Source organism: Sorangium sp. So ce1504 (assembly GCF_051521635.1).
Taxonomy (GTDB): domain Bacteria; phylum Myxococcota_A; class Polyangia; order Polyangiales; family Polyangiaceae; genus Sorangium; species Sorangium cellulosum_B.
In genome coordinates, this window is the sequence record NZ_CP150365.1 from 5,680,250 (window position 1) to 5,701,955 (window position 21,706).

At 73.2% G+C, this 21,706-nt stretch carries 16 protein-coding genes; 10 read left to right on the plus strand and 6 right to left on the minus strand.

What is annotated here, in order from left to right:
• Positions 1 to 87 precede the first annotated feature (87 nt).
• Together WMF39_RS21360 and WMF39_RS21365 are read right to left on the minus strand one after the other, a co-directional pair.
• Complete coding sequence (locus WMF39_RS21360) at positions 88 to 858, minus strand: carbon-nitrogen hydrolase family protein (RefSeq protein ID WP_437748005.1); 771 nt, start codon at positions 856 to 858, stop codon at positions 88 to 90.
• A gap of 103 nt (positions 859 to 961) precedes the next feature.
• Positions 962 to 1,408, minus strand: coding sequence for a response regulator (locus tag WMF39_RS21365; RefSeq protein WP_012236479.1), 447 nt, complete (start codon positions 1,406 to 1,408; stop codon positions 962 to 964).
• 260 nt (positions 1,409 to 1,668) lie between these two features.
• Between WMF39_RS21365 and WMF39_RS21370 the strand changes: the two genes are divergently transcribed.
• A complete protein-coding gene (locus WMF39_RS21370) occupies positions 1,669 to 6,096 on the plus strand; it encodes a protein kinase domain-containing protein (protein WP_437747307.1) in 4,428 nt (1,475 codons plus the stop codon).
• A gap of 111 nt (positions 6,097 to 6,207) precedes the next feature.
• Here the strand turns inward: WMF39_RS21370 and WMF39_RS21375 are convergent, their stop codons facing one another.
• A complete protein-coding gene (locus tag WMF39_RS21375) occupies positions 6,208 to 7,575 on the minus strand; it encodes a hypothetical protein (protein WP_437747308.1) in 1,368 nt (455 codons plus the stop codon).
• Positions 7,576 to 7,762: 187 nt separating this feature from the next.
• Entirely contained in the window at positions 7,763 to 10,519 is a 2,757-nt protein-coding gene (locus WMF39_RS21380; RefSeq protein ID WP_437747309.1) for a transglycosylase SLT domain-containing protein, read from the minus strand.
• 253 nt (positions 10,520 to 10,772) lie between these two features.
• Here WMF39_RS21380 and WMF39_RS21385 point away from each other — a divergent pair, with 253 nt between their 5' ends.
• From WMF39_RS21385 to WMF39_RS21395, 3 genes are all read left to right on the plus strand, one after another.
• Positions 10,773 to 11,255: a MarR family winged helix-turn-helix transcriptional regulator gene (locus WMF39_RS21385; protein ID WP_437554343.1), complete on the plus strand. Its 483-nt coding sequence runs from the start codon at positions 10,773 to 10,775 to the stop codon at positions 11,253 to 11,255.
• Between the two features lie 356 nt (positions 11,256 to 11,611).
• A complete protein-coding gene (locus WMF39_RS21390) occupies positions 11,612 to 12,757 on the plus strand; it encodes a hypothetical protein (RefSeq protein ID WP_437747310.1) in 1,146 nt (381 codons plus the stop codon).
• A 241-nt stretch (positions 12,758 to 12,998) separates the two neighbouring features.
• Positions 12,999 to 13,796, plus strand: a complete 798-nt coding sequence (locus WMF39_RS21395) for a CDP-alcohol phosphatidyltransferase family protein (protein WP_437747311.1) — start codon at positions 12,999 to 13,001, stop codon at positions 13,794 to 13,796.
• A 21-nt stretch (positions 13,797 to 13,817) separates the two neighbouring features.
• Here WMF39_RS21395 and WMF39_RS21400 read toward each other — a convergent pair whose 3' ends face one another.
• Positions 13,818 to 14,531 (minus strand): cob(I)yrinic acid a,c-diamide adenosyltransferase, encoded by a 714-nt coding sequence (locus WMF39_RS21400; RefSeq protein ID WP_437747312.1) that lies wholly within the window; start codon positions 14,529 to 14,531, stop codon positions 13,818 to 13,820.
• 97 nt (positions 14,532 to 14,628) lie between these two features.
• Here WMF39_RS21400 and WMF39_RS21405 point away from each other — a divergent pair, with 97 nt between their 5' ends.
• Positions 14,629 to 16,179 (plus strand): hypothetical protein, encoded by a 1,551-nt coding sequence (locus WMF39_RS21405; RefSeq protein ID WP_437747313.1) that lies wholly within the window; start codon positions 14,629 to 14,631, stop codon positions 16,177 to 16,179.
• Between the two features lie 202 nt (positions 16,180 to 16,381).
• Positions 16,382 to 17,545, plus strand: coding sequence for a molybdopterin-synthase adenylyltransferase MoeB (moeB, locus tag WMF39_RS21410; RefSeq protein ID WP_437747314.1), 1,164 nt, complete (start codon positions 16,382 to 16,384; stop codon positions 17,543 to 17,545).
• A 124-nt stretch (positions 17,546 to 17,669) separates the two neighbouring features.
• Here moeB and WMF39_RS21415 read toward each other — a convergent pair whose 3' ends face one another.
• Positions 17,670 to 18,002, minus strand: a complete 333-nt coding sequence (locus WMF39_RS21415; protein WP_437747315.1) for a hypothetical protein — start codon at positions 18,000 to 18,002, stop codon at positions 17,670 to 17,672.
• Positions 18,003 to 18,185: 183 nt separating this feature from the next.
• Between WMF39_RS21415 and WMF39_RS21420 the strand changes: the two genes are divergently transcribed.
• The 4 genes from WMF39_RS21420 to WMF39_RS21435 all read left to right on the plus strand — a co-directional run bounded on the left by WMF39_RS21420 (position 18,186) and on the right by WMF39_RS21435 (position 21,704).
• Complete coding sequence (locus tag WMF39_RS21420; RefSeq protein WP_437747316.1) at positions 18,186 to 18,638, plus strand: hypothetical protein; 453 nt, start codon at positions 18,186 to 18,188, stop codon at positions 18,636 to 18,638.
• 163 nt (positions 18,639 to 18,801) lie between these two features.
• Positions 18,802 to 19,818, plus strand: coding sequence for a tetratricopeptide repeat protein (locus WMF39_RS21425; protein WP_437747317.1), 1,017 nt, complete (start codon positions 18,802 to 18,804; stop codon positions 19,816 to 19,818).
• 118 nt (positions 19,819 to 19,936) lie between these two features.
• A complete protein-coding gene (locus WMF39_RS21430) occupies positions 19,937 to 20,152 on the plus strand; it encodes a hypothetical protein (RefSeq protein ID WP_272099673.1) in 216 nt (71 codons plus the stop codon).
• A gap of 64 nt (positions 20,153 to 20,216) precedes the next feature.
• Entirely contained in the window at positions 20,217 to 21,704 is a 1,488-nt protein-coding gene (locus WMF39_RS21435) for a hypothetical protein (RefSeq protein WP_437747318.1), read from the plus strand.
• Positions 21,705 to 21,706 lie beyond the last annotated feature (2 nt).

The window sequence follows — 21,706 nt, forward strand, 5'->3', positions numbered from 1 at the left end:
CGCGCGGGGAAGCTCGACCTTCACCTGAGCGCGCTCAGGCGTTCGAGCCTACGCGCGAGGGCGCGCTGGCGCTCCCCGCGCCCACGCTCACGTGCCGCGCCGCTCTCGCGCGAAGCGCAAGGCGGCGCGTACAGCGCTCGGCCCTGGGCCGGGCGGCGCCGCTGCGACCGACCGCCCTTGCGCGTCGAGGATGCGCGAGCCGCCCTGGCCGTCGATCGCAGGGCGGGAGGGCCCCCAGTTGGCGTTCACGATCGAGATGCGATGGCGCCGGGCGAGCACGGGCAGGAGATCGGCGCGCATGTCCCCTTCCCCGGGCGAGTCGACCCACGCCGTAGGAAAGAGCAGCAGATCGGCCTCATCGAGCGCGTCGCCCGCGTCTTCGGAGACGAAGTGAACATCGAAGCAGATCGCGACGGTGAGCTTGACGCCGCGCAGCTCGAGGACCGGCGTCCCGAGATCCCCCGGCGCCGCCCAGCGCTCCGGGAACCACGGATGACGCTTGCGGTAATGGCCCACGCGCCGTCCGTCGGCGTCGAAGACGAGCAAGCTGTTGTAAAAGCGGCCCCCGCTCGCCTCGACGAGGGGGCCGGCCAGCGCGATCCCGTGCCTTCGCGCGAGCTCGGCGAGACGCTCCGCCGACTCCCCGTCGATCGGCTCCGCGAAGCGGCGCAGATCGCTGTCGCCCCGCGGCGAGACATATCCCGTGAGGATGAGCTCGGACAGCAGCACCAGGTCTGCCCCCGCAAGCGCTGGCGAGCCGAGGAGACCGTCGATCTCGGCAAGCGCGCCCCCTCGGTCGCCGAAGCGCTGCGGCAGCTCGAGCGCGACCACGTCGAGGGAGCGATCGCTCAAGGACACCACCGGACGCCCCCCCACCGCGAGCACGCTCCCGCGCCGCCCGCCGGCGATCCGGTCGCATCGCCCCGGACAGCGCACGGCGAAGCCACGGGGCGCCTTCGGCTCAGCGGTGGTTCCGCGCGACCTGGAGCTGGTGGAGGCTCACCGCCAGGTCGACCTGGCGGCGAAGATCCGAGGCGATCCAGGGCTTCGTGATGATCCGGAAGGCCGCGCTCTCCCGGGAGATCTTCTGGATCTGCTCGACGTCGGTCGGGGCGCAGACCAGCACCGGGACGTAGCTCAGCCCCTGCCGGCGCAGCTCGCGCAGCAGCGCGAGCCCGCTGAAATGAGGCATCCGGTAGTCGGCGACGACCACGGCGGGCGGCTCCTTCACCGCGGCCGCCAGCGCGCGGCGAGGGTCCCCGAAGGTGCGGACCTGGTAGCCGGAGCGGAGCGCCCGATCCATGAGGTCCAGGTTGAGCTCCTCATCGTCGACGGCGTAGAGGAGGGCTCCTTGGCCCCGACCACTCGAAGGTGGCGGCATGCTGCCGGAGTGCGGGGCATTGCCCATCAAGCGCGAGGGTATCAGACCTCGTTCTCCTGCACCACGCGCTCAAGCCGAGGCAATCTGGTTGCCTGCATCACGCCCAGCGAAGGACAGCCAGGCACGCGACACAGCGGGAGGGCCGGCAGAGGTGGGCGCCGCTTCGCCCCGGCGCCCTGTCTCGCGTCGCTTCAGCGGGCCTCGCGATGCGCCGCGAGCGATCAACCTGGACCGGCAGCGGCGTTCACGATCCACTCCGGCGGCGTTCGGCGGTAAGAGATCAGGGGATGCCCGCTCGCGATGGATTGCTCGAGGTCGGCGCGCTCGTGGACGGCCGGTATCAGGTGCTCGGCCACCTCGGGAGCGGCGGCCATAGCGTCGTCTACGATGCGCGCCAGATCGTGACCACCCAGCGCGTGGCGCTCAAGCTGCTTCGGCCCGAGGTGCTGCGGCGCTCGCGCGAGTCGAGCTCCCAGGAAGCGCGCTTCGAGCGGGAGATGCAGGTCATCGCCCAGCTGAGCCACCCGAACATCGTTCGCCTGCTCGACGCCGGGCGCCTGCCCGAAGGCGAGCTCTACCTGGCGCTCGAGTACGTCGACGGCGAGACGCTGACCGCGCGCTGCCAGCGCACGAGGGGGGTCGAGCCGAACGAGGCGAAGCGGCTGATGCTGCAGGTGCTCGACGCCATCGGCTTCGCCCACGAGCGCGGCGTCGTGCACCGCGACCTCAAGCCGCACAACATCATGGTCGCCGGGTCGGGCAAGCGGACGCACGCCAAGGTGCTCGATTTCGGCATCGCCGCGCTCATCGGCGAGGCCCGCTCCGCCGACTACCGCGCGCTCACCCCCACCGGGGAGTTCAACGGGACCCCGGCCTACATGGCCCCGGAGCAGCTCGTGCAGTCCACCCCGACCACAGCGGCGGACATCTATGCATGGGGGCTCACCTTTCTCGAGTGCCTGATCGGCGCGCCCGTGATGCACGAGGCGACGATCGCCGAGGTCATCTTCCGCCAGCTGAGCCCCGAGCCGGTGCCGATCCCCCGCGCCCTCCGCGGCCACCCCCTCGGCGTGCTGCTCGAGCAAGCGACCGCCAAGTCGCCGGCGCATCGCTTCCGGTCCGCCCGCGACGCCTACGAGCTGCTGGAGGAGTGCGACGTGTCGGGGATCCCGTGGCCGCTTCCGCCCGATCCTGGACACTCCGCCTCGCTGAAGGAGCGCGGCGGCGCCCTGGAGCAGCGGGCGATCGCGACGCGACCGGCGCGGCAGGTCGAGGCCGAGCAGGAGACCCAGCTCGTGCCGTCCGAGCAACCCGAGCCGCCGCCGGGCACGGTGCGCAAATCCCCCGAGCAGCAGCGGCAGGACGAGCGGCTCGGCGCCGCGCCGACGCTCGCGATCCCAGGCCGCAATGTCGCGCCCGCCGCGGCGCCGGCGAGGCCGATCCGCAACGCGTCGATCCACCTCGGCGCCTCGGGGAGCCCGCAGACGGCGCCGGCGACGAGCTTCACGTCCCGCCCCAGCGTCGCGCCCGGCACGCGGCCGATGTCCACCACCGGCCGCGGCGAGCGCCGCCAGCTCACCGTGCTGGTCTGCGGGCTCGCCGGCGCCGAGCGCATCGCGGACACGGTCGACAGCGAGGCGTTCCACGAGCTCGTCCAGATGTATCAGGCGGTGTGCGCCCAGGTGATCGGGGCGCAAGAGGGGGTCTTCCTCCGCTCCCCAGGCGAGGAGACGATCGCGTATTTCGGCCACCCCGTCGCGAGGGAGGACGACGCCCTCCGCGCCGTGCAGGCGGCGCTCGATCTGGTCGAGCACATGTCCCGCCTGAACGCGCGCGAGCTCGTGTCCACGCCGCTGTCCGTGCAGGTCGGCGTGCACACCGGGATGGTCGTCGTGGCGGACAGCGACGCCGCGCCATCGCTCGCAGGCCCGACCTTGAACGCCGCGACGCAGCTGAAGGCCCACGCGGAGCCGGGCACGGTGCTCGTGAGCCGCGCGACGCTGAAGCTCGTCGAGGGCTATTACCACGTGGACGCGCTCGGCGAGATCAGCCCGAAGGAGGCGCGCCAGCCGATCGAGGTCTTCGCGGTGCACGGGCGCACGACCGCGCGGGACCGGCTGGACGCGAGGATGCAGCACGGGCTCACGCCGCTCGTCGGGAGAGACAGCGAGCTCGACGAGATCGCGGCCCGGTGGACGCGGGCCGCGGGGGGCGCGGGCCAGGTCGTGCTGATGACGGGCGAGGCGGGGATCGGCAAGTCGCGGAGCGTGCGCGCCTTCCGCGATCGGCTGGCCGGGACGCCGCACCTGTGGCTCGAGGCGCGCTGCTCGCCGCAGCTCCAGAACAGCGCCTTCTATCCGGTGATCGAGCTGCTCAACGCGCTGCTCGCGGGCGATCGCGAGCGCGCGAGCACGCTGAGCGGCGCCGCGCCGCCGACGGAGCGCGGCGCAGCGCTCGAGCCGCGCGAAGACCGGCTCGCGCGGCTGGAGACGCTGCTCGCCGAGGCGGAGGCGGGGCCGCTCGCCGTGCCGCTGCTCGCCGCGCTGCTGTCGATCCCGACCGAGGGACGTCACCCCGTGCCGGCGCTCACCCCGCAGCGCCAGCGGCAGGAGACCATCTCCTCGCTCCTGCAGCTCTTCCTCGGGCTCGCCGATCGGCAGCCGCTCGTGCTCACGGCCGAGGACCTGCACTGGGCCGACCCGTCGACCCTGGAGCTGCTCGGCCGGCTCATCGACGAGGGGCGGCCGTCTCCGCTGCTGCTGCTCCTGACCGCGCGCCCGACGTTCGCGCCGCCGTGGCCGGTGCGTTCGCACTTCACCCAGATCTACCTCGCCCCGCTCAGCGCCGAGCGAATGCGGGCGCTCGTCCAGCAGCTGGCCGGCAAATACGCGACGAGCGGCGCGCCGGGCATGAAGGCGTCGCTGCCAGACGAGATGATCCGGACGCTCGCGGAGCGCAGCGATGGCGTCCCGCTGTTCGCCGAGGAGCTCACGCGCATGGTGGTCGAGTCAGCCGCCGCGCAAGCCGCCGCAGAGGAGTCGACCGGCGCGCCGAGCGCCGCGCGCCAGGGGGTGGGCGCGCCCGAGATCCCGACCACCCTCCAGCACTCGCTGATGTCGCGCCTCGATCGCCTGGGCCCTGCCAAGGAGGTCGCGCAGCTCGCCGCGGTGTTCGGCCGATCGTTCGGCTACGAGGCGCTCGAGCTGTGCGCGGCGGGCAGCGCGGGCGCGGAGCCGCTGCTCATGGCGTCGAGCCCCGAGCTGCTGCGCGAGGCGCTCGCGCAGCTCGTCGACGCCGAGCTGCTCTTCCAGCGGGGGCGCCCCCCGCGCTCGACGTACACGTTCAAGCACGCGCTGGTGCAGGACGCCGCCTACCAGTCGCTGCTCCGCAGCACCCGGCAGGTGTACCACGCGCGCATCGCCGCCGTCCTCGCCGAGCGCTCCACGGATACGCCGCCCGAGCTGCTCGCGCGGCATTACACCGAGGCCGCGCTGCTCGGCCCCGCGATCGCGGCGTGGCAGCGCGCGGGTGAGGCCTCGCTGTTCTCGTCCGCGCACGCCGAGGCGATCAGCCAGCTCAGCCGCGGGCTAGAGCTCCTCAAGCAGCTCCCGGAGACCAAGGAGCGGACGCGCGACGAGATCACGCTGCAGACCACGCTCGGCGTCCCGCTAATGATCACGCGCGGCTACGCCGCCCCGGAGGTCGAGGCGACGTACGCGCGCGCGCACGCGCTCTGCCGCGAGGCGGGCTCCTCGCCGCAGCTCTTCCCCGCGCTGTGGGGGCTCTGGATCTTCTTCCACGTCCGCGGAGACTACGCGCTGGCGGAGCAGCACGGCGAGCAGCTGCTCGCGCTCGCCGAGAGCACGGGCGACGCCGGCATCACGCTGGGCGCCCACCAGGCGCTCGGCGCGACGCGCTTCCTCCGAGGGCACCTCCGCGAGGCCCGCGAGCACTTCAACAAGGTGCTCGCGCTCTACGATCCCGCGCGTCACCTCCCGCTCGCCTTCCTCTTCGGCCAGGACGCCGCGGCGTTCTCCCTGTCTCACCTCGCCTGGATCGCGTTCCATCTCGGCGAGCCGGAGCGCGCCAGGGCCTCGGTCGACGAGGCGATCGCGCTGTGCGAGGAGCTGAACCAGCCCGTGAGCCGCGGCTTCGTCGAGCACTTCGCGGCCGTGCTGTGCTGCCTGCTCGGCGATCTCGCGGGCGCGGAGGCGCACGCGCACGCGCTCAGCAAGCTCTCCGAGGAGGTGGGCATGCCCCACTGGGCGGCGCTCAGCCAGATCGACCTCGGCTGGGCGACGGCGGCGCGCGCGGCCGAGGGGCCGGCCGGCGAGGCGGCGCGCGCGCGGTATGCCGAGGGCGCTGCGCGCATCCGCGGAGGCCTGGCGATGCTGACGGGCGTCGGCAGCCGCGTGTCGCTCACCTACTGGCGGTCAGCGCTCATCGAGGCGGAGCTCGGCGCGGGCAACGTCGACGAGGCGAGCGCGCTGCTCGCCGACACGCTGGCCTTCGTCGAGAAGAGCGACGAACGCTACTTCGAGCCAGAGCTCTACCGTCTCGAGGGCGAGATCGCCCTCGTGCGCGGCGCGCCGACGGCCGCGGAGGCGCGGGATCGGGCCGAGGCGGCCTTCCGGCGCGGGCGCGAGATCGCGGAGGGTCAGGGCGCGCTCGGCCTTCTGGCGCAGCTCTCAGAGCGCCGCGCGGCCCGCCCCTGAGCGGAGGGCGGCGCGCTGGAAGAGAAGGAGCAGCGCGCCTCGGCGGCGCGCGAGGCGCGTCCCGCCGCGAGGCGACCGCGGGAGACGCCGCAGGAGCTCCGGAGCGCGGCGCTAGAGCTCGCCGTGCATCGGCACCCGCCAGGCGACGATCTCGGCGTGCTGCTCGCGGCTGAAGGGCCGCTCGAGGAGCCGCGTGCAGGACTGCCGTGAGCGGAACAGCTCGAGGATGTAGCCCATGCGCTCGGGCAGCGACGCCCAGTCCTCTGCGCCGCAGCCGTGCGTCGTCTGGTCGTGCGCGTTGTACTCGCTCAGGAGGTCGAAGAGCTCGCGATCCTCGATGGTCGCGAGCTCCGCGCAGTGGAGCGGCAAGCCGGGCGGCGCGGGCAGGTCGTAGCCGAGATCGAGGAGCTCGTCCGGCAGGCGCATGGTCATCATTTCCTTCGTGGCCAGCAGACGCCAGACCGCCTGCACCTTCTCGGCCTGCTCGCGGACCACGGACCTGAGCGCCTCGGGCAGGTGCCGTCCGGGAACGCCGATCGAGTCGCGGAGGCAGCGGACGGGCGCGTTGAGCGCCCTCGCGATGTACGGCTGGAGCCGCACCTGCTCGTGCAGCCCGACGAGCGCGTTGGCGAGGAGGACCAGCTCCGCTTTCCTGTCCTTCTCCTCCGTGAGCATCGCCTCGTGGTAGCGCGCCATGGCGCTGCGGAGCAGCCCCTGTCCGCCCTCACGAGATTGCCCTGTCTGCAGCCCGTCGAGCAGCGCGGCGAGCTGCGCGTCGCCGGGCCGCGGGCACTCTCGATAGAGGTGGATCATGCGGACGAACAGGGGTCCGAGCTCCTCGAAGACCTTGAGATTGCCGAGGGCGATGTCCGAGCTCAGCTCGCGCAAGATCCGCTCTGGGATCTCCATCAGATCGAGTCCATGACCCCACCAGGGCGTGAGCAGGTTGACGCCGCTGGCGAGCGGCGAGCGCTCGGGCTCGCCCTTGCCGCGCCCCGTCGCGATGCCGGCGCGCTGCGAGATCACCTCCCGCTCGTCCTCGTCCGAGAGGATCAGCTGCCGGAGCACCGCCGGCACCTCCTCGTTGCGGATGAACCGCCCCGCGGTCTTCGAGGCCCACGTGGCGAAGGTGCACCAGTGGGCGTTGCGTCCGCCGAGCAGCTTCACGAGCTCCGCGGAGATCTCGTAGTAGCACTGGGTGATGAGCAGGTTGCGCAGCACCGGCTGCCGCTCCAGCGCGATGACCGCAGGCACGTGGTCGAGCAGCGAAGGCAGCTCGGACACCTCCGAGAACCGCACGCCGGAGTGCGTCCTCGCGGTGGTCCGCGTCGCGCGCTCCACGACGCCGCTTCGCGTCACCCGCAGCGCCTGCGCCTCCGCGGGCGACGAGAGAGAGGGCCGATAGACACCGTCCTGGAAATGGCCGGAGTGCTCGCTCACCGGTGCCGCAGCCATCAGCGGCTTCACAGGGGTCGTCATTCTCCCGTGCTACCTCCAATCGTTACCAGCTGTCCATACCTGTCCATAAGTTCATGGTAAAAAAGCCGGCTGGCGCGGGGGGGTGCTGAACATGTGACGCCGGTTACACGCCGACCTGTTCAGGGGCGTTCGGGCACGTTTGGGCACGCTCGGCCGCGTTCGTCCGATTGAACAAGCGCCAGCGGCCTCACCGCTGCTGCGGTGGAGCGAGCGGCGGGAGCGTCGAGGGTGCCGCGGTCGCCACGGCGCTTCCGCCGCTTCCGCCGCGCGGCCAGGTCGTGACGCTCACCCGACGCTCTCGGCCGAAGGTCCGCGCGACCACGGCGCGCACATCGGCCGGCTCGACCTCCTCGAGCGCGCGGAGCAGCCTCGGCAGGCTGCCCGGGTCGAGCGCAGCGCGCAGCCGCAGATCGGTGATCGGCCGAGGAGACGCCGGCGGCGGCGCGACCGTCGCGCGCCGGGTGAGCTCTCTCTCGAGATCCAGCTTGAGCAAGGCCTTCGCGAGGGCCAGCTCCTTCCAGGTAGGCCCGGACGTCGCGAGCGACGCGAGTTCGGCGTCGAGGCGCTGCTCCAGCTCGGCGGCGCTGCGCGACGGCGCGGGCGTGAGCTCCACCGCCGCGACGCTCGCCTGCGCGCCGAGCGACAGGCGCCCCGTCACCTCCGACGCGAGCTGCCCCTCGGCCACGAGCGCCTTCGCGAGCCGCGCGACGCGCGGGCTGACGAGGATCTCCATCGCCACCCGGAGCGGCGCCTCGTCCGTGCCTCCCTCCGGCGGCGCGATCCAGCCATAGAGCAGCCGCGGCGCCGGCACCGCGTCCTCGATGACGATCCGCTCCTCGCGCGGATGCGGCCCGATGGGCCGCTCCGGCTCCTCGACGGCGCGCTGGAGCGAGCGCGCGAGCGCCTGCTCGACCGCCGCGCGGGAGACGTCGCCCGAGAGCGCGATCGTCGCCTGGGCCGCGGCGCGCTCGCGCCGGAGCGACTCGGTGAGCAGGAGATCGCTCGCCGCGCCTGCGTCGCCGCGCGCCCCTATCAAGGTGCCCTCCAGCGGGTGGCCGGCGGGGAACAGCGCGTCCCCGAGCGCCAGCCACGAGGGGCCGTACGGCGCCCGCTCGAGCACGCGCCGCGAGGCCGCGCTGGCCTGCCGCCTGAGCTCGGCCACGCGCGCGTCGCTCGCCTCGCCGAGCAGCATCCTGAGCCGCGCGGCGACCAGGTCGATGCCGACGTCGAGATCCCGCGGAGGCACGGTGATCGCGACGCGCGCCTCGCTGGCGAGCGCGGGCCCCGCCGCGCCGGCGTCGCCGGCGTCGCCGGCGGACCGCGCCGGGACGGCGACGACCGCGCTGATCGAGACGAGCGGCGCCGCGGGATCTTCCCGGAAGTCGACCGCGATGCCGTTCGGGAGGCGGAAGCGCTGCACGTGCTCCTGGCCGAGGCCCGCGAGGAGCCCGATCTGCTTCTCGATCGCCGCCTCGCGCCCCTTGAGGGCGCGGCGCGCGCTCGGGCCTCCGACGTCGTCGAAAGGCGACACCGGGACGAGGCGCCCGCTCCGGACGCCGAGCGGGTCGTCCTCGAAGGCAGGGCGAAAGCCGACGCCGCCGCCGACCATCACGATCGGGAGCCTCGCATCGAGCGCCTCCGGGTTGCCGAGGAGCGGCATGGGCGCCGGCGCCTGGCCGGGCGGGGTGAAGAGGGGGAGCCGGTTCCGACCGAGCGACACGGGGCGGGGCGGCAGCGACGCGCCGTCCAGCGCGAGCTCGCCGATCGCAGCGCGCTGCGGCAGCCCAGCGCTCGCGCCGTCGCCCTCGTCCTCGTCGAGCTCCTCGTGGTCGAGGTAGGCGGGGAAGAGGGCCATGGCGCGCGCGACGCGATCGGCGGGCAGCGAGATCAGGTGGTCGACACGGCCGGGCGGGACACGGTCGCGCAGGAGCTCGGGGTTGTGCTCGCGCAGCACGGCCGTCGAGATGCCCGCGGCGCGCGCGATCGTGCGGAGCCGCGTCCCCGGCGGCACCGCGACCTCGCCGAGGTCGAGCGGCGGGAGAGGCGCGACGTCGGGCAGGTCCAGCCCGAAGCGCCCGCGGTTCGCCGCGACGATCGCGAAGGCGATGATCTGCGGCACGTAGTCCGCGGTCTCCTTGGGGATGGCGCCGGCCTGCGAGAGCTCAGCGAGCCCGACGGGCCCGCGGGCCTCGGGATCGCGCGCCGCCGCGACCTTCGACAGCGCGCGGAGGACGCCCTCGTGGCCGAGGTTGTACGCCGCCAGCGCGAGGTCCCAGCGGCCGAATCGCTCGTACAGGTCGCGCAGGTGCGCGGTCGCGGCGTCCGTGGCCCGCGTGATGCCCATGCGGACGTCGATCCACTCGGACTGCTCCAGGCCGTAGGCCTCGCCCGTCCTCGGCATGAACTGCCAGAGCCCCGCCGCGCCGGCCGGCGAGACCGCCCGCGGGTCGAAGCCGCTCTCGATCGCCGCGACCCAGAGCAGATCCTCCGGGAGGCCCGCCTCGCGGAGCGAGCGCTCGATGATCTCGCGGTACGCGCCGGCGCGCCGGAAGCGCCGCTGGAAGAGGGCGCGCCCCTCGTCGGACTGGGCGAAGAAGCGGACGAACCGTATCGTGCGGCGCGTGAGGGGCACGTCGAGGTCCGGCATCGCCAGCGTGGCCAGCACCGCCCCGTCGGGGTCCTCGAGATCGTCGTCCGCCGCGGGCTGGAACTCGTGCACGAGGAGCGCCGTGAGGGCGGGCGGCGCGTCGCCAGCGGGCGGAGGGCAGGCGTCGGCCGTCGCCGCGAGGGCGGGCGCGCGATCGAGCAGGCCGGGATCACGGAAGGCGCGGTACGCCGCCGAGAAGGACGCGCGCACCGATGGCGCCTGGCCGACGGCCGCGCCCGAGATGCAGAGCAGCGCGCCGAGCCCGGTCCACAGAGCGGCTCGCCGTGCCCAGCTCATCGACGTGGATCTTGCTCCGAAACCGCCCGCCAGCGCTACGGCAAAGCGCGGAGACAACGGCGGCGCCGTGGGTTGCTCGACATCGCCGCGCTTCCCGGTGCGTCCCGGTGCGCCCGCGGCTTCCCGCGATGTTCCAGCCCGAATTCCTCGGCGTTCTGCACCGGCGCCGCGCCCCGCGCCTGCCCGGGGCCGACGGCCCTCGCTGCGACCAGCACTAGCCGCCCGCGTCCGGGCGAGCTAGCAAGCACCGGCGATGCGCTCGTCTCCAGCCGGACCCCCTTCAGAGAAGAGCTCTCGGCTGGGCGAGGTGCTCGACTTCATGAAGCTCCTGTGGGCCGTCGATCACGGCCTGCAGTCGACGTCGAAGCGCATGGAGGCGAAGATGGGCGTGACGGGCCCGCAGCGGCTCGTCATCCGCATCGTCGGGCGCTACCCGGGGATCTCCGCCGGTCAGCTGGCCGAGATCATGCAGCTGCACCCGAGCACCCTCACGGGGGTGCTGAAGCGGCTGCAAGAGCGCGGGATCATCGAGCGCCGGGTCGACCCGAAGGACGGGCGCCGCGCGCTCCTGGGCCTCACCGCGCGCGGACGCGAGCTCGACAGCCTCCGCACCGGCACGGTGGAGGCGGCCGTGCGACAGGCGCTGAAGTCGGTGCCGCGACGCAAGCTCGACGCCGCGCAGGACGTGCTCGCTGCCGTCGCCGAGGCGCTGCAACCGCAGCAGGGCGACGAGTAGCGCCGCCGGTCGGATCCGCGCGCGCGGCGCGCGATCCAGTCAGGGCAGCGCCGATCGGAGAATGCCTGCAGGCGCGCACGGCGCTGGAGCCGCGACGCGCTGAGCGAACGGCGCTTCGCGGCCTGAAGCTCGGCGCACGCTGCGTGATCTGCGTGAAGCGCAGGGCTGGGCCGCGACCCGCAGCCCCTCCGGACATCGAACAGAGAAACGGCGGTCGTCCCGCACGGCGATCTGCGCCTCGCCGTCTCCGAGACGGAGGACGTCGCCGCGCCGGACCCGTGAATCGAGGCATTCGGTGCGATCTCCGCGCGGCGCGCGCCGCGCCGAGCGCCTCCCATCACCACGACGGGGGAACAATGAGGCACTGGGTTCTTGGCTCGATCAGCGCGGCGATCATCGCGGCGTCATGGGGCTGCGGCTCCGGAGAACGAGGCGGGCAAGCGGAGACGGGAGGCGGCGGGCACGCGGCGGGAGGCGGAGGGACCGGGAGCCATGCCGCAGCCTGCACGATCGCGGCCGAGGGCCTGAAGGTGAGCAGCGGCCGCGGGATCACGCCCTCGATCGCGTGGACCGGGGCGGGCTTCGCCATCGCGTGGCACGAGCGCGCGGCCGACGAGGGCGACATCCTCCTCGCCACGGTCGACGCGGAGGGCAACAAGCTGCGGGAAGAGGTGATCGACGACGGGCCGGGCGTCTCCAGCCACCCGAGCGTTCACCGCGACGGGCAGGGCCTGCTCGTCCTCTGGCAGGATCAGGACGGCGCGGGCAGCGTCGTGCGCGGCCGCCGCGCGACGCTGGAAGGCGTCGCCGAAGGCGCGGCCTTCGATCTGGCCAGGAGCGGAGCGGCCGAGTCCTGGCCCACCGCGGCGGCGAGCCAGGACGGGACGCTCATCGCGTGGATGGATGCGGGCGGGTCGCAGCTCGGCCACCTCGACAGCGGCGCGCTGAGCAGCTCGATGCCGCTGGATCAGGCGCAATTTCCGGCCGTCGCTTCGGACGGTGAGAGGACCGCGCTGGTCTGGAGCCAGGGCGACGCGCTCGGCTTCGCCAGGCCGGGCCAGGAGAGCGCTCCGCTCGATCCGATCGCGCACCAGGGCGTCACCGCCAAGGTGCCGCGCGTCGTGCTCGGCGGAGACGACGCCTTCCTCGTCTGGGAGGACACCCGCAGCGGCGCGGAGCAGATCCGCGCGCTCCGGATCTCCGCGCAGGACGAGGTGTCGCCCGAGGCCATCGTCTCGCACGGCGAAGACAGCGCCAACTGGCCGGCGCTCGCGTGGACAGGGCACGGCCTTGCCGTCGCGTACTACCAGTTCCGCGACGGTCCCCCGGGGGTCTTCGTCACGCTGCTGAGCCGGGATCTCGAGCCCATGGGCGACGAGATCGAGGCGAGCGGCGGCGCGACCGCCCGGTACCCGGCGCTGACCTGGACAGGCCAGGAGCTCGGTATCGCCTACACGGAGCAAGACCAGGGCATCCGGCTCTCGCGCGCCAGTTGCCCCTAGCTCCGCCCGCCCACGCGGCGCGATCCTCCGCGACCGTTCACCGCATCCCGCCCGCACGGGCGGCGCGCGGGGACGCGGCCAGGCCGCCCGCGACGGCGCGAGGTCGTCGCTCGCAGCAGCGCAGCCCGATCGCCCGCGGCGATGCGCCCGCGTCGCCTGACGCGGCCCCGGATCGAACCCTGCAACCGCCCTCGGCGTGGCCGTCCTCCCCTGCGCCTTTGCGATCCTAATCTGCACAGCCGTGCTCGGCGCCTACGCCGTGCGCGTCGCGCGCCGCGGCCGACCCGCGATGCCGCGGCTCGGCGCCTCTCCTGGGAGCGCGCTGCTCCCCAGGCCGGTGGTCGAGGCCTTCTACTGGTCGTTCCACGCCCCGGCACGAGCGCTCGTGCGCCTCGGCGTCTCGCCGGACGCGCTCACCTACCTCTCGCTCGGCCTGTCGCTCGCCTGCGCGCCGCTGCTCGCGGCCGGCCGCTTCCGGTCCGGCGCCGCGCTGCTCATCGCCGGCGCCGTCCTCGACGCGCTCGACGGCATGGTGGCGCGCGAAGGCGGCAGGGCGTCGCGCGCCGGCGCGGTGCTCGACTCGTGCCTCGACCGCCTGTCCGACGCCGCGCCGCTCATCGGCCTCGCCGTCTTCTACCGAGAGCACCCCGCGGCGCTGGCGATCCCGCTCGTCGCGATGGTCGCCTCGTCGCTCGTGAGCTACGCGCGTGCCAAGGCCGACGCCTACCGGGTCTCGCTGCCCGACGGGCTGATGCGCCGGCACGAGCGGCTCGCCTACCTCGTCGCGGCGCTCGTCTTCGGTCCGGCCGTGCCGACCACGCGGCTGACCGGCGCCCTCCCCTTCCCGATCACGCTCGCCTGTCTCGCCCTCGTGGGAGGCGTCGGCCTCGCCGCGGGGCTGCGGCTCGTGCAGCGCACGCGCGCCGCCCTCGCGGCGGCCGACGCGGCGGCGCCGCGCGAGCCGAGGACGACCGCGCGCTCCGGTGGAGAGCACCCGCGCCTGCTCCGCGGCGGAAAGGCCACGAGCGCGCCGCTGTGATGCCGGCCAGGCCGGCGCGGCTCAGGCGGGCGGCGCCTTGCCGCCGCTCGCCGAGGCGTCGGGCTCCCAGAGGAGCTCCGGCGTGCCGAGGAGCGCGGCCGCCCAGCGGCTCCAGACGAAGAGCGCGTCGCTCAGGCGGTTCAGGTAGCGGACCGCGTGCGGATCGGCGTGGCCGGCCTGGGCGAGGCGCACGCAGCAGCGCTCCGCCCGGCGGCACACCGTCCGCGCCACGTGGAGGTCCGTGTTGAGCCGCGAGCCGCCGGGGAGGACGAACGAGCGCAGCGGCGGCAGCTCGACCTGGCAGCGGTCCATCTCGGCCTCGAGGAGATCGATCTCGGCCTGCGTCACGCGCGGCTGCTTCGGGTGGACGTCCTCCGGGAGCGTCGCGAGGATCGACCCGAGGTTGAAGAGCTCGTGCTGGACGCGGAGCAGCGTGCGCCCGAGCTCCACGAGGCGCTGGGCGCCCTCGCTCGGCGCCCCCGGGAGCAGCTCGATCAACGTCTGCCGGGCGGCGCCTACGAGCGCGTTGAGCTCGTCGACGGTGCCGTAGGTCTCGATCCGCGCGTCGTCCTTCGGGACGAGCTGCCCGCCGACGAGCCGGGTCAGCCCGCCGTCCCCCTGCCGCGTGTAGACGCGGTTGATCGTGATCTTCGGCGCCTTGAAGACGCGCGCGCCGCCGCTCTCCCCGGCGTCCGGCGTCTGGGCACCCGTCCCGCGCGTATCGTCGTCGCTCACGGGGAGCTCACGTAAGGCCTCAGCGCACGAGGGTCAAGAAACGCCGCCGGAGGCGATGTTGACGATCCTCCGGGGGAAGTGGAACAGTCCTGTCCCTATGCGCTCAGCAGGGCCGCTGCTCCGTCATCCCGTCTCCATCGCCCTCGTCCTCGCCGCGATCCCCGTCGCGGCCGGCTGCGCCGCCGAGCCGGCCGCGCGACCGGCGCCGAAGCCCGCCGTCACGGCGGAGATGGCGCGCATCGCGGAGAGCCAGCGCCGCGTCGACGAGGCGAGCCGCGCGCTGTCCGACAAGCGGTACGCCGACGCCCGCGGGCTGCTCGACAAGGCGAGCGGGCTCGGCGTCGACTCGCACCGGTTCCAGATCGGCGAGCTGCGCGAGAAGGTCGACAGGCGCGAGGCGAAGGTCTGGGCCAACGACGCGGCCGAGCTGCTCGACCAGAAGGAGTGCGAGGCCGCGTTCCACGAGCTGTCGGCGCGGATCGACGAGCTGAAGAGCGAGGCGTTCACCCACGAGGTCCGGCGGCTCGTGGCGTCGCAGGCCGCGGCGTGCGCGAGCAGGAAGGTCGACGACGCGACCATCGCCGGCAAGCTCGCGGAGGCGCGCGCGTTCCTCGCGGCCCCGCCGACGAGGGCGGTCCTCGGCGACGCCGCCACGGACCGGCTCACCGCGGAGCTCGACGCCACCATCGCCGAGGTCCTCTATGGGCAGGTCGAGGCGGACGTCTCGGCCGGACGCTGGGCGAGCGTGGTCGAGAAGATCGACGCCGCCGTGCAGCGTGGAGACACCTCCGAGGAGCAAGGGCGCGCGATCCTCGGGCGGGTCCGCGCGGCCGCGGCGCCACGGCTGGCCGAGCTCGCCGGCAGGGCGCTCGGCACCCAGGACGCGGCAGCCACGCTCGAACAGCTCGACGCCACCATCGCGCTCCTGCGCTGGGAGGCGCCCGCGCCCGACGCGGCCGAGCTGCCAGGGAGCGGCGCGCTGCCCGAGCTGCTCGCGCGGAAGCGCGCCGCCCTCGCGGCGTGGGTCGAGGCGCGGAAGGTCCGGATGAAGCCCATGAAGAAGCCGGAAAAGCGCTGGTCTCACGGCACCGTCGCGGTCTCGCCCGCGTCGGACAGCGACGGCGAGCCGACGCGCAGCCTCCTGCCCTCGACGCCCGTGTGGGTCATCGGCCAGACCAAGGATCGCGCGCTGGTGACCGAGGTCGACCCCGGCACGGCCGTGGTCACGGCGGCGTTCGACGTCGCGATCGGGTGGGTGCCGCTGCCGCGCCTCGCCCAGGAGCCGACCGTCGACTGGCTGCCGCCGAACGACCAGCTGAAGGGCGAGCGCGTGTGGGGCCCGCTCCGCGAGAAGCAGCCGACGCTCGAGCTCGGCGTGGTGAGCGACGTCCAGGGAGCCGATATCACCGTCCGGCGGCTCGCCGACGACGCCGAGATCAAGCTGCCGCGCAAGCAGCTCCGCAGCGGGCGCCTCGCCCCGGGCACCAAGGTGCTCGCGCTCTGCAAGTCGGAGAACGAGCCAGCGACGATCATCGACGTGCCGCCCGCAGGTCGCGTCGCGCGCATCGAGTGCGAGGGGGGCATGCAGAAGGAGGAGCCCCTCGCCTCGCTCCGATCGCGGCCCGATCTCTTGCCCCGCAGCCGCTAGCTCCGCCCCGGCGGAGCCCAGCCCTCCGGCCGCCGCCGAGCGGCTGGCTGCGCCGCGCCGGCAGGCCGAGCCGACGCGCCTCGCCCCTGCCGACAGGCGCGGCGCTCGCTCTGCCCGCGTGGCCACAATTCTCGACCGCCGGCCGTCCGTCGTTGACTCGTAGCGCCGGGCACCTAAGTCTCTCCATCCCTGAGGAGCCACGATGCCTACGACCTATAGCGACCTCATCTCCGACGTCCGCAAGTCCATCCGCGAGCTCTCGCTGACTGAGCTCAAGCGCCGCCTCGACGACAAGGTCCCGATGGTGCTCCTGGATGTGCGTGAGAAGGAGGAGTACCGCGCCGGCTTCATCCCGGGCGCGATCTCGATCCCGCGAGGCTTTCTGGAGATCCAAGTCGAGCAGAAGCTGCCGGACAAGTCGGCCCACATCGTGGCCTATTGCGCCGGCGGCACGCGCTCGGCGCTCGCCGCGAAGACGCTCCAGGAGCTCGGCTACACCAACGTGGAGAGCGCCAACCCGGGCTTCTCCCGCTGGAAGGACATGGCCTACCCGGTCGAGATGCCGCCCAACCTCACGGACGCGCAACGGGATCGGTACTCCCGGCACCTGCTCCTGCCCGAGGTCGGCGAGGCGGGGCAGGCCAAGCTGCTCGCCTCCAAGGTGCTCCTGCTGGGCGCCGGCGGCCTCGGTAGCCCGGCGGCCCTCTACCTGGCCGCCGCCGGCGTGGGGACGCTCGGCCTCGTCGACGCCGACGTCGTCGACCACTCGAACCTCCAGCGGCAGATCCTCCACGCGACCTCGCGCGTGGGCCAGCCCAAGGTCGACAGCGCCGAGACCGCGATCCGCGACCTGAACCCCGACGTGAAGGTCGTGAAGTTCCAGGAGCGCGTCGACAGCGGCAACGTCGACCGCATCTTCGAGCAGTTCGACATCATCGTCGACGGGTGCGACAATTTCCCGACGCGCTACCTCGTGAACGACGCCTCGGTCTTCAAGAAGAAGCCGGTCGTGCACGGCTCGATCTTCCGCTTCGAGGGCCAGGTGACGACGTTCATGCCGGGCGTCGGCCCCTGCTACCGGTGCCTCTACCCCGAGCCGCCGCCCGCCCACCTCGCGCCGAGCTGCCAGGAAGCGGGCGTGCTCGGGATCCTGCCGGGGATCATCGGCATCATCCAGGCGACCGAGGCGGTCAAGCTGATCCTCGGCAAGGGGGCGCCCCTCATCGGCCGGCTCCTCACCTACGACTCGCTGCGGATGAAGTTCGGCGAGCTCAAGCTGCGCCGCGACAAGAACTGCCCCGTCTGCGGCGAGTCGCCGACCATCACGAGCTACATCGACTACGAAGGCTTCTGCGCGCTCGGCTGAGCGGACGCGCCACGCGCGGCGCGCTCGACGACGAGCGCCCGCGCGGCGGGGCGTGCACGACGACGACCAGGACCACGTCCACGACGACGAGCGCCCGCGCCGCGCGGCCGGGCGCTCCGCTGTGTCACGAGGGGTACTGGAGCACCGTGGCCTTCTCGGGCCGCTCGATCGCCTCCACGCGGCTCGTCACGATCTGCCGCTCCATTCCGTCGTGATCCATCTGGGTGAAATAGATGGGGCTGCCGACGCGCGCGTTCTGCGGCTCCGGGATCACGACGCCGTTCGGGTTGATCCGAACCGCGCCCTGGAGCTTCAGGTGCAGCGCGAGGTGGGCTGGCCTGAACTTGCGCGCGGCCCGATCGCGGACCGCGACGCAGATGTCGTCGCGGACGTGATACTCCGTGTTGCGGGTGATGAAGACCCGGTGCTTGCGGCGGTCCGTGCCGGTGTAGTCCATACTCGCTCCTTCGCGCCCTTCGGCGCGGCGCCCATCGTGGCAAGGCGCGCCGCGCGTGGCCAAATTCGTCGCGGCCGCGCGGCCCCCGGCGTCCCGCACGAAATCAGGTGCCGCAGCAACTTTGTGCGAATCTCCGCGCGCTTTTGGGACGCAGCGCGCAGCGGTGCCACGATCGCGATCGCCATGTCGCGCAGCGAGCGTCTACCCGGTCCCGGTCTGGCGAAGGTCCAGCGTCCACCGCTCCTCCAGCGGAGGCACATCGAGCTCGTGACCTGCTCGGCGGGGCGCCTCCACGCGCTGTTCGACAGCGCCGACGTGCTGAGCGAGGGCAGCACCCGCGACGAGGGGGGCGCGCTCGTCTACTACGGGTCGACCAGCCTGCACGTCGCGCTGCCGCCGGACGCGCCGCTGGCGGCGCGGCTCGATCGGGCGCTCGCGCTCGACCCTCACCTCAGGCTGCGGGCGCTCCGCGTGGCGCACCGAGAAGCCGCCGCGCGCGCGGGGGGCCCGCTCGGGCCGATGCAGGCCGAGATCCGCTGCGGCTTCGCGCCGCACGCCGCGGCGGTCTCGTTCGCGCTGACCGTGGACGTCACGGCGCGCGTGCTGATAACGACGGACAGGACGGCGCGCGCGTGACGGCGATGCAAGGACCTTCCCGACGAGACCGCGACCGCGGGCCGTGCCCCCTTGACGCGCGTGTCCACGTGGAGAACGGGAGCACTCCGGCGCGAGGCGGGGTACGCTCCCCACGACGCGCTCTGCCTCCGCCGATCCTCGGCGCGGAGCCGGTGACGCTGCGATGAGCAAGAAGGACCGTTCCGCCTCCGGAAATTCCGACAAGGTGATCCACGTCGTGTTCGGCCCTGGTGGCGGGCGGGTGTCGCAGCCCCCGCCTGCGCCGCGGGCGGACGCGACAGAGGCGCCGCTCCCTGCGCCGGGCGCCCGCGAGCCGGTCACCGACATGTTCACCGGCACCGAGGTCGCGCGGCTGCTCGGCATCTCGCCCGGGCGACTGCGCTCGCTCGATCGCGCCGGCATCGCGGCGCCGAGCGGCCGGCGGCGGGGGCGGCGCGCGTACACCTTCTCGGACCTGATCGCGCTGCGCGCCGCGCGCGACCTGATCGCCCGCAAGGTGCGCCTGCGCGACGTCGCGCGGGCGATCGACAACATCCGAACCGCGCTCCCCAAGGTGACGCGCCCCCTCGCCGAGCTCCGCGTCGCCTTCGACGGCAAGGCGGTCGTGGTCCGGGGCGCGTCGGGCGCGTTCGAGCCGCTCACGGGGCAGATGGTGCTCGACTTCGAGGTGAAGGAGCTGCGCGACGACGTCGTGCGGGTGCTCCGCCCGAAGGTGGCTCGGGAGCGCGCGCGCACGGCCTACGAGCTCTACATGCAGGCCAGCCAGCTCGATGAGGATCCGGCGACGATGGACGAGGCCGAGGCGCTCTACCGTCGCGCGCTCGAGATCGACCCGTGGCTGGCCATCGCCTACACGAACCTCGGCAACATCTGCTTCCGGCGCAACGCCGAGGAGCAGGCGGAGGCGCTCTACATGAAGGCGCTCGATCTCGACGCGGCCCAGCCGGAGGCGCAGTACAACCTCGGCTACGTGATGCTCGAGCGCGGCCAGGCGGCCGATGCAATCCGCTATTTCCAGGGCGCGATCGGGAGCGATCCGCGCTTCGCGGACGCCTATTACAACCTCGCGATGGCCTACGAGCAGATCGGCGATCCGACGAAGGCGCGCCCGTGCTGGCGCAGGTACCTCGAGATCGAGCCGACCGGCACGTGGGCCGAGATCGCGCGCAGGCACCTCTGAGGCGGGCGCCGCGGGCGTCGCCGACGCGCCCGCGACGTGGCAGGTCTTGGCGGTCGGAACCAGCGAGTGAGCGCGAGAGGTTGCTAGAGCGCGCTCCAATTCAGGAGAGGTGAACGAGATGAGCGACGTGGGATCGGCCCGGCGGGCCAAGGACGAGCTCAAGGCCAAGATCAGCGGCGAGCCGTGGTGTGTCGGCATCGGGGTCGAGCGGGAGGACGGGGTGGGCTTCATCGTCCGCGTCAGCATCCGGTCCGGAGGAGCCGACGCGGCGCGCGCGGTCATCCCGGAGCGCATCGGCGGCGTGCTGATCAAGGTGATCGAGAACGACCCCTGAGCACGGCCGATCCGCGGTCTTCAAATATCGCCAGGCCGCGCAAACCGTGTAAGCTGCGCGCCTCGTGAACGAGCGCAATCTCTCCCGCCGACTTTCCACGAGCATCGTTGATGCGTTGAAGGCGCACGGGCACATCCTCGTGGCCAGGGGCGGCGCGACGGCGCTCGCGCGCGAGCTGGAGGACAAGATGGCTGCGGACATCGCGGCCATCACGCCCCGGCTCGAGCCGTGGGCCCTCGTCGACGGAGAGCCCACGACCACGTTCGGCACCGACGAGATCGACGACCAGGTCGAGGAGCTCGTGGCGAGCCTCACGAGCACGTTGATGGAGTCCGAGCACGTCGAGGACATCTTCACCGAGGACAACGTGATCAAGCGGGATGTCTTCCGCGTGATGCGCGACGCGCTGCTCGGGCCGCGTCCCGAGCTCGGCCTCGAGGACGACGGCCCTGTGCACGTGCGCCTGGACACGCTCGGGTACGTCGCCTCGACGGTCGGCAAGCGCGCGCCGGCGCAGGTGCTGCGCGAGTCGCTGACGCGCGCGGCCCAGAGCGCCGGCGGCAAGCTGACGGGCTACGATCCCGAGCTCCGCGAGGCGACATTCTCGCTCGAGAGCAGCGACCCCGACGCGCGGCTCGAGATCGAGGAGGCGGTGGCCGACGAGCTCTCCGATCTCGTCGAGGCGAAGGTGGTGACGCTCCCGGTGATGGAGCGCCGCTTCGAGCTGCAGCGCAAGATCGAGGCCGGCGCGCGCGGCGGTCTGCGCCAGCGGATCGACTCCATCGCCTCGAGGATGCTGCGCGAGGGCGGCTGTGCCGCGTCATGGGAGCTCGCGGGCGATCGGGTCCTCAAGCTCAAGCTCACGCCGCTGTCCGAGCAAGATGCGCTCGAGGTCGACAGTCACATGACCGACTTCAAGCGTGAGATAGCGGTGGTGCTCGGCGAACCGCTCGACGAGCTCGACGTTGCCCGGAAGCCGGCCGCCGCTCCCCTGCGCAACGACGCCCCGCCGTCGCGACGCCGCGAGCCTGCTCCGGTGGCGGTGGAGGAAGCGAGCGAAGACCTCGACGACGAGAGCGAGGACGAGGACGAGGACGAGGACGAGGACGAAGACCTCGACGACGAGGACGAGAGCGAGGCGCTCGACGAGGAGGACGAAGACCTCGACGACGAGGAGGAAGAAGACCTCGACGAGGAGGAGGAAGAAGACCTCGACGACGAGGACGAGGACCTCGACGAGGAGGAGGCGCCCTCCAAGAAGGCCGCTCCGCGGGAGAAGCCCCGCAAGCCGGCCGAGCCGGCGACGGAGCAGCCCGCGGCGAGCAAGCCCAGGGCCGTGGCGGTCCGAGGCGCGAAGAAGGAGCCGGCGAAGAAGCCGGCGGCCGCGACCAAGAAGGCGAGCGCGCCGGCGGAGAAGGCGGCGACCGGGAAGGCCGCGGCGCCGGCCTCCGTGAAGAAGGCGGCGAAGGCGCCCGCCAAGAAGGCGGCGAAGGCGCCCGCCAAGAAGGCGGCGAAGGCGCCCGCCAAGAAGGCGGCGGCGAAGAAGCGCTGATC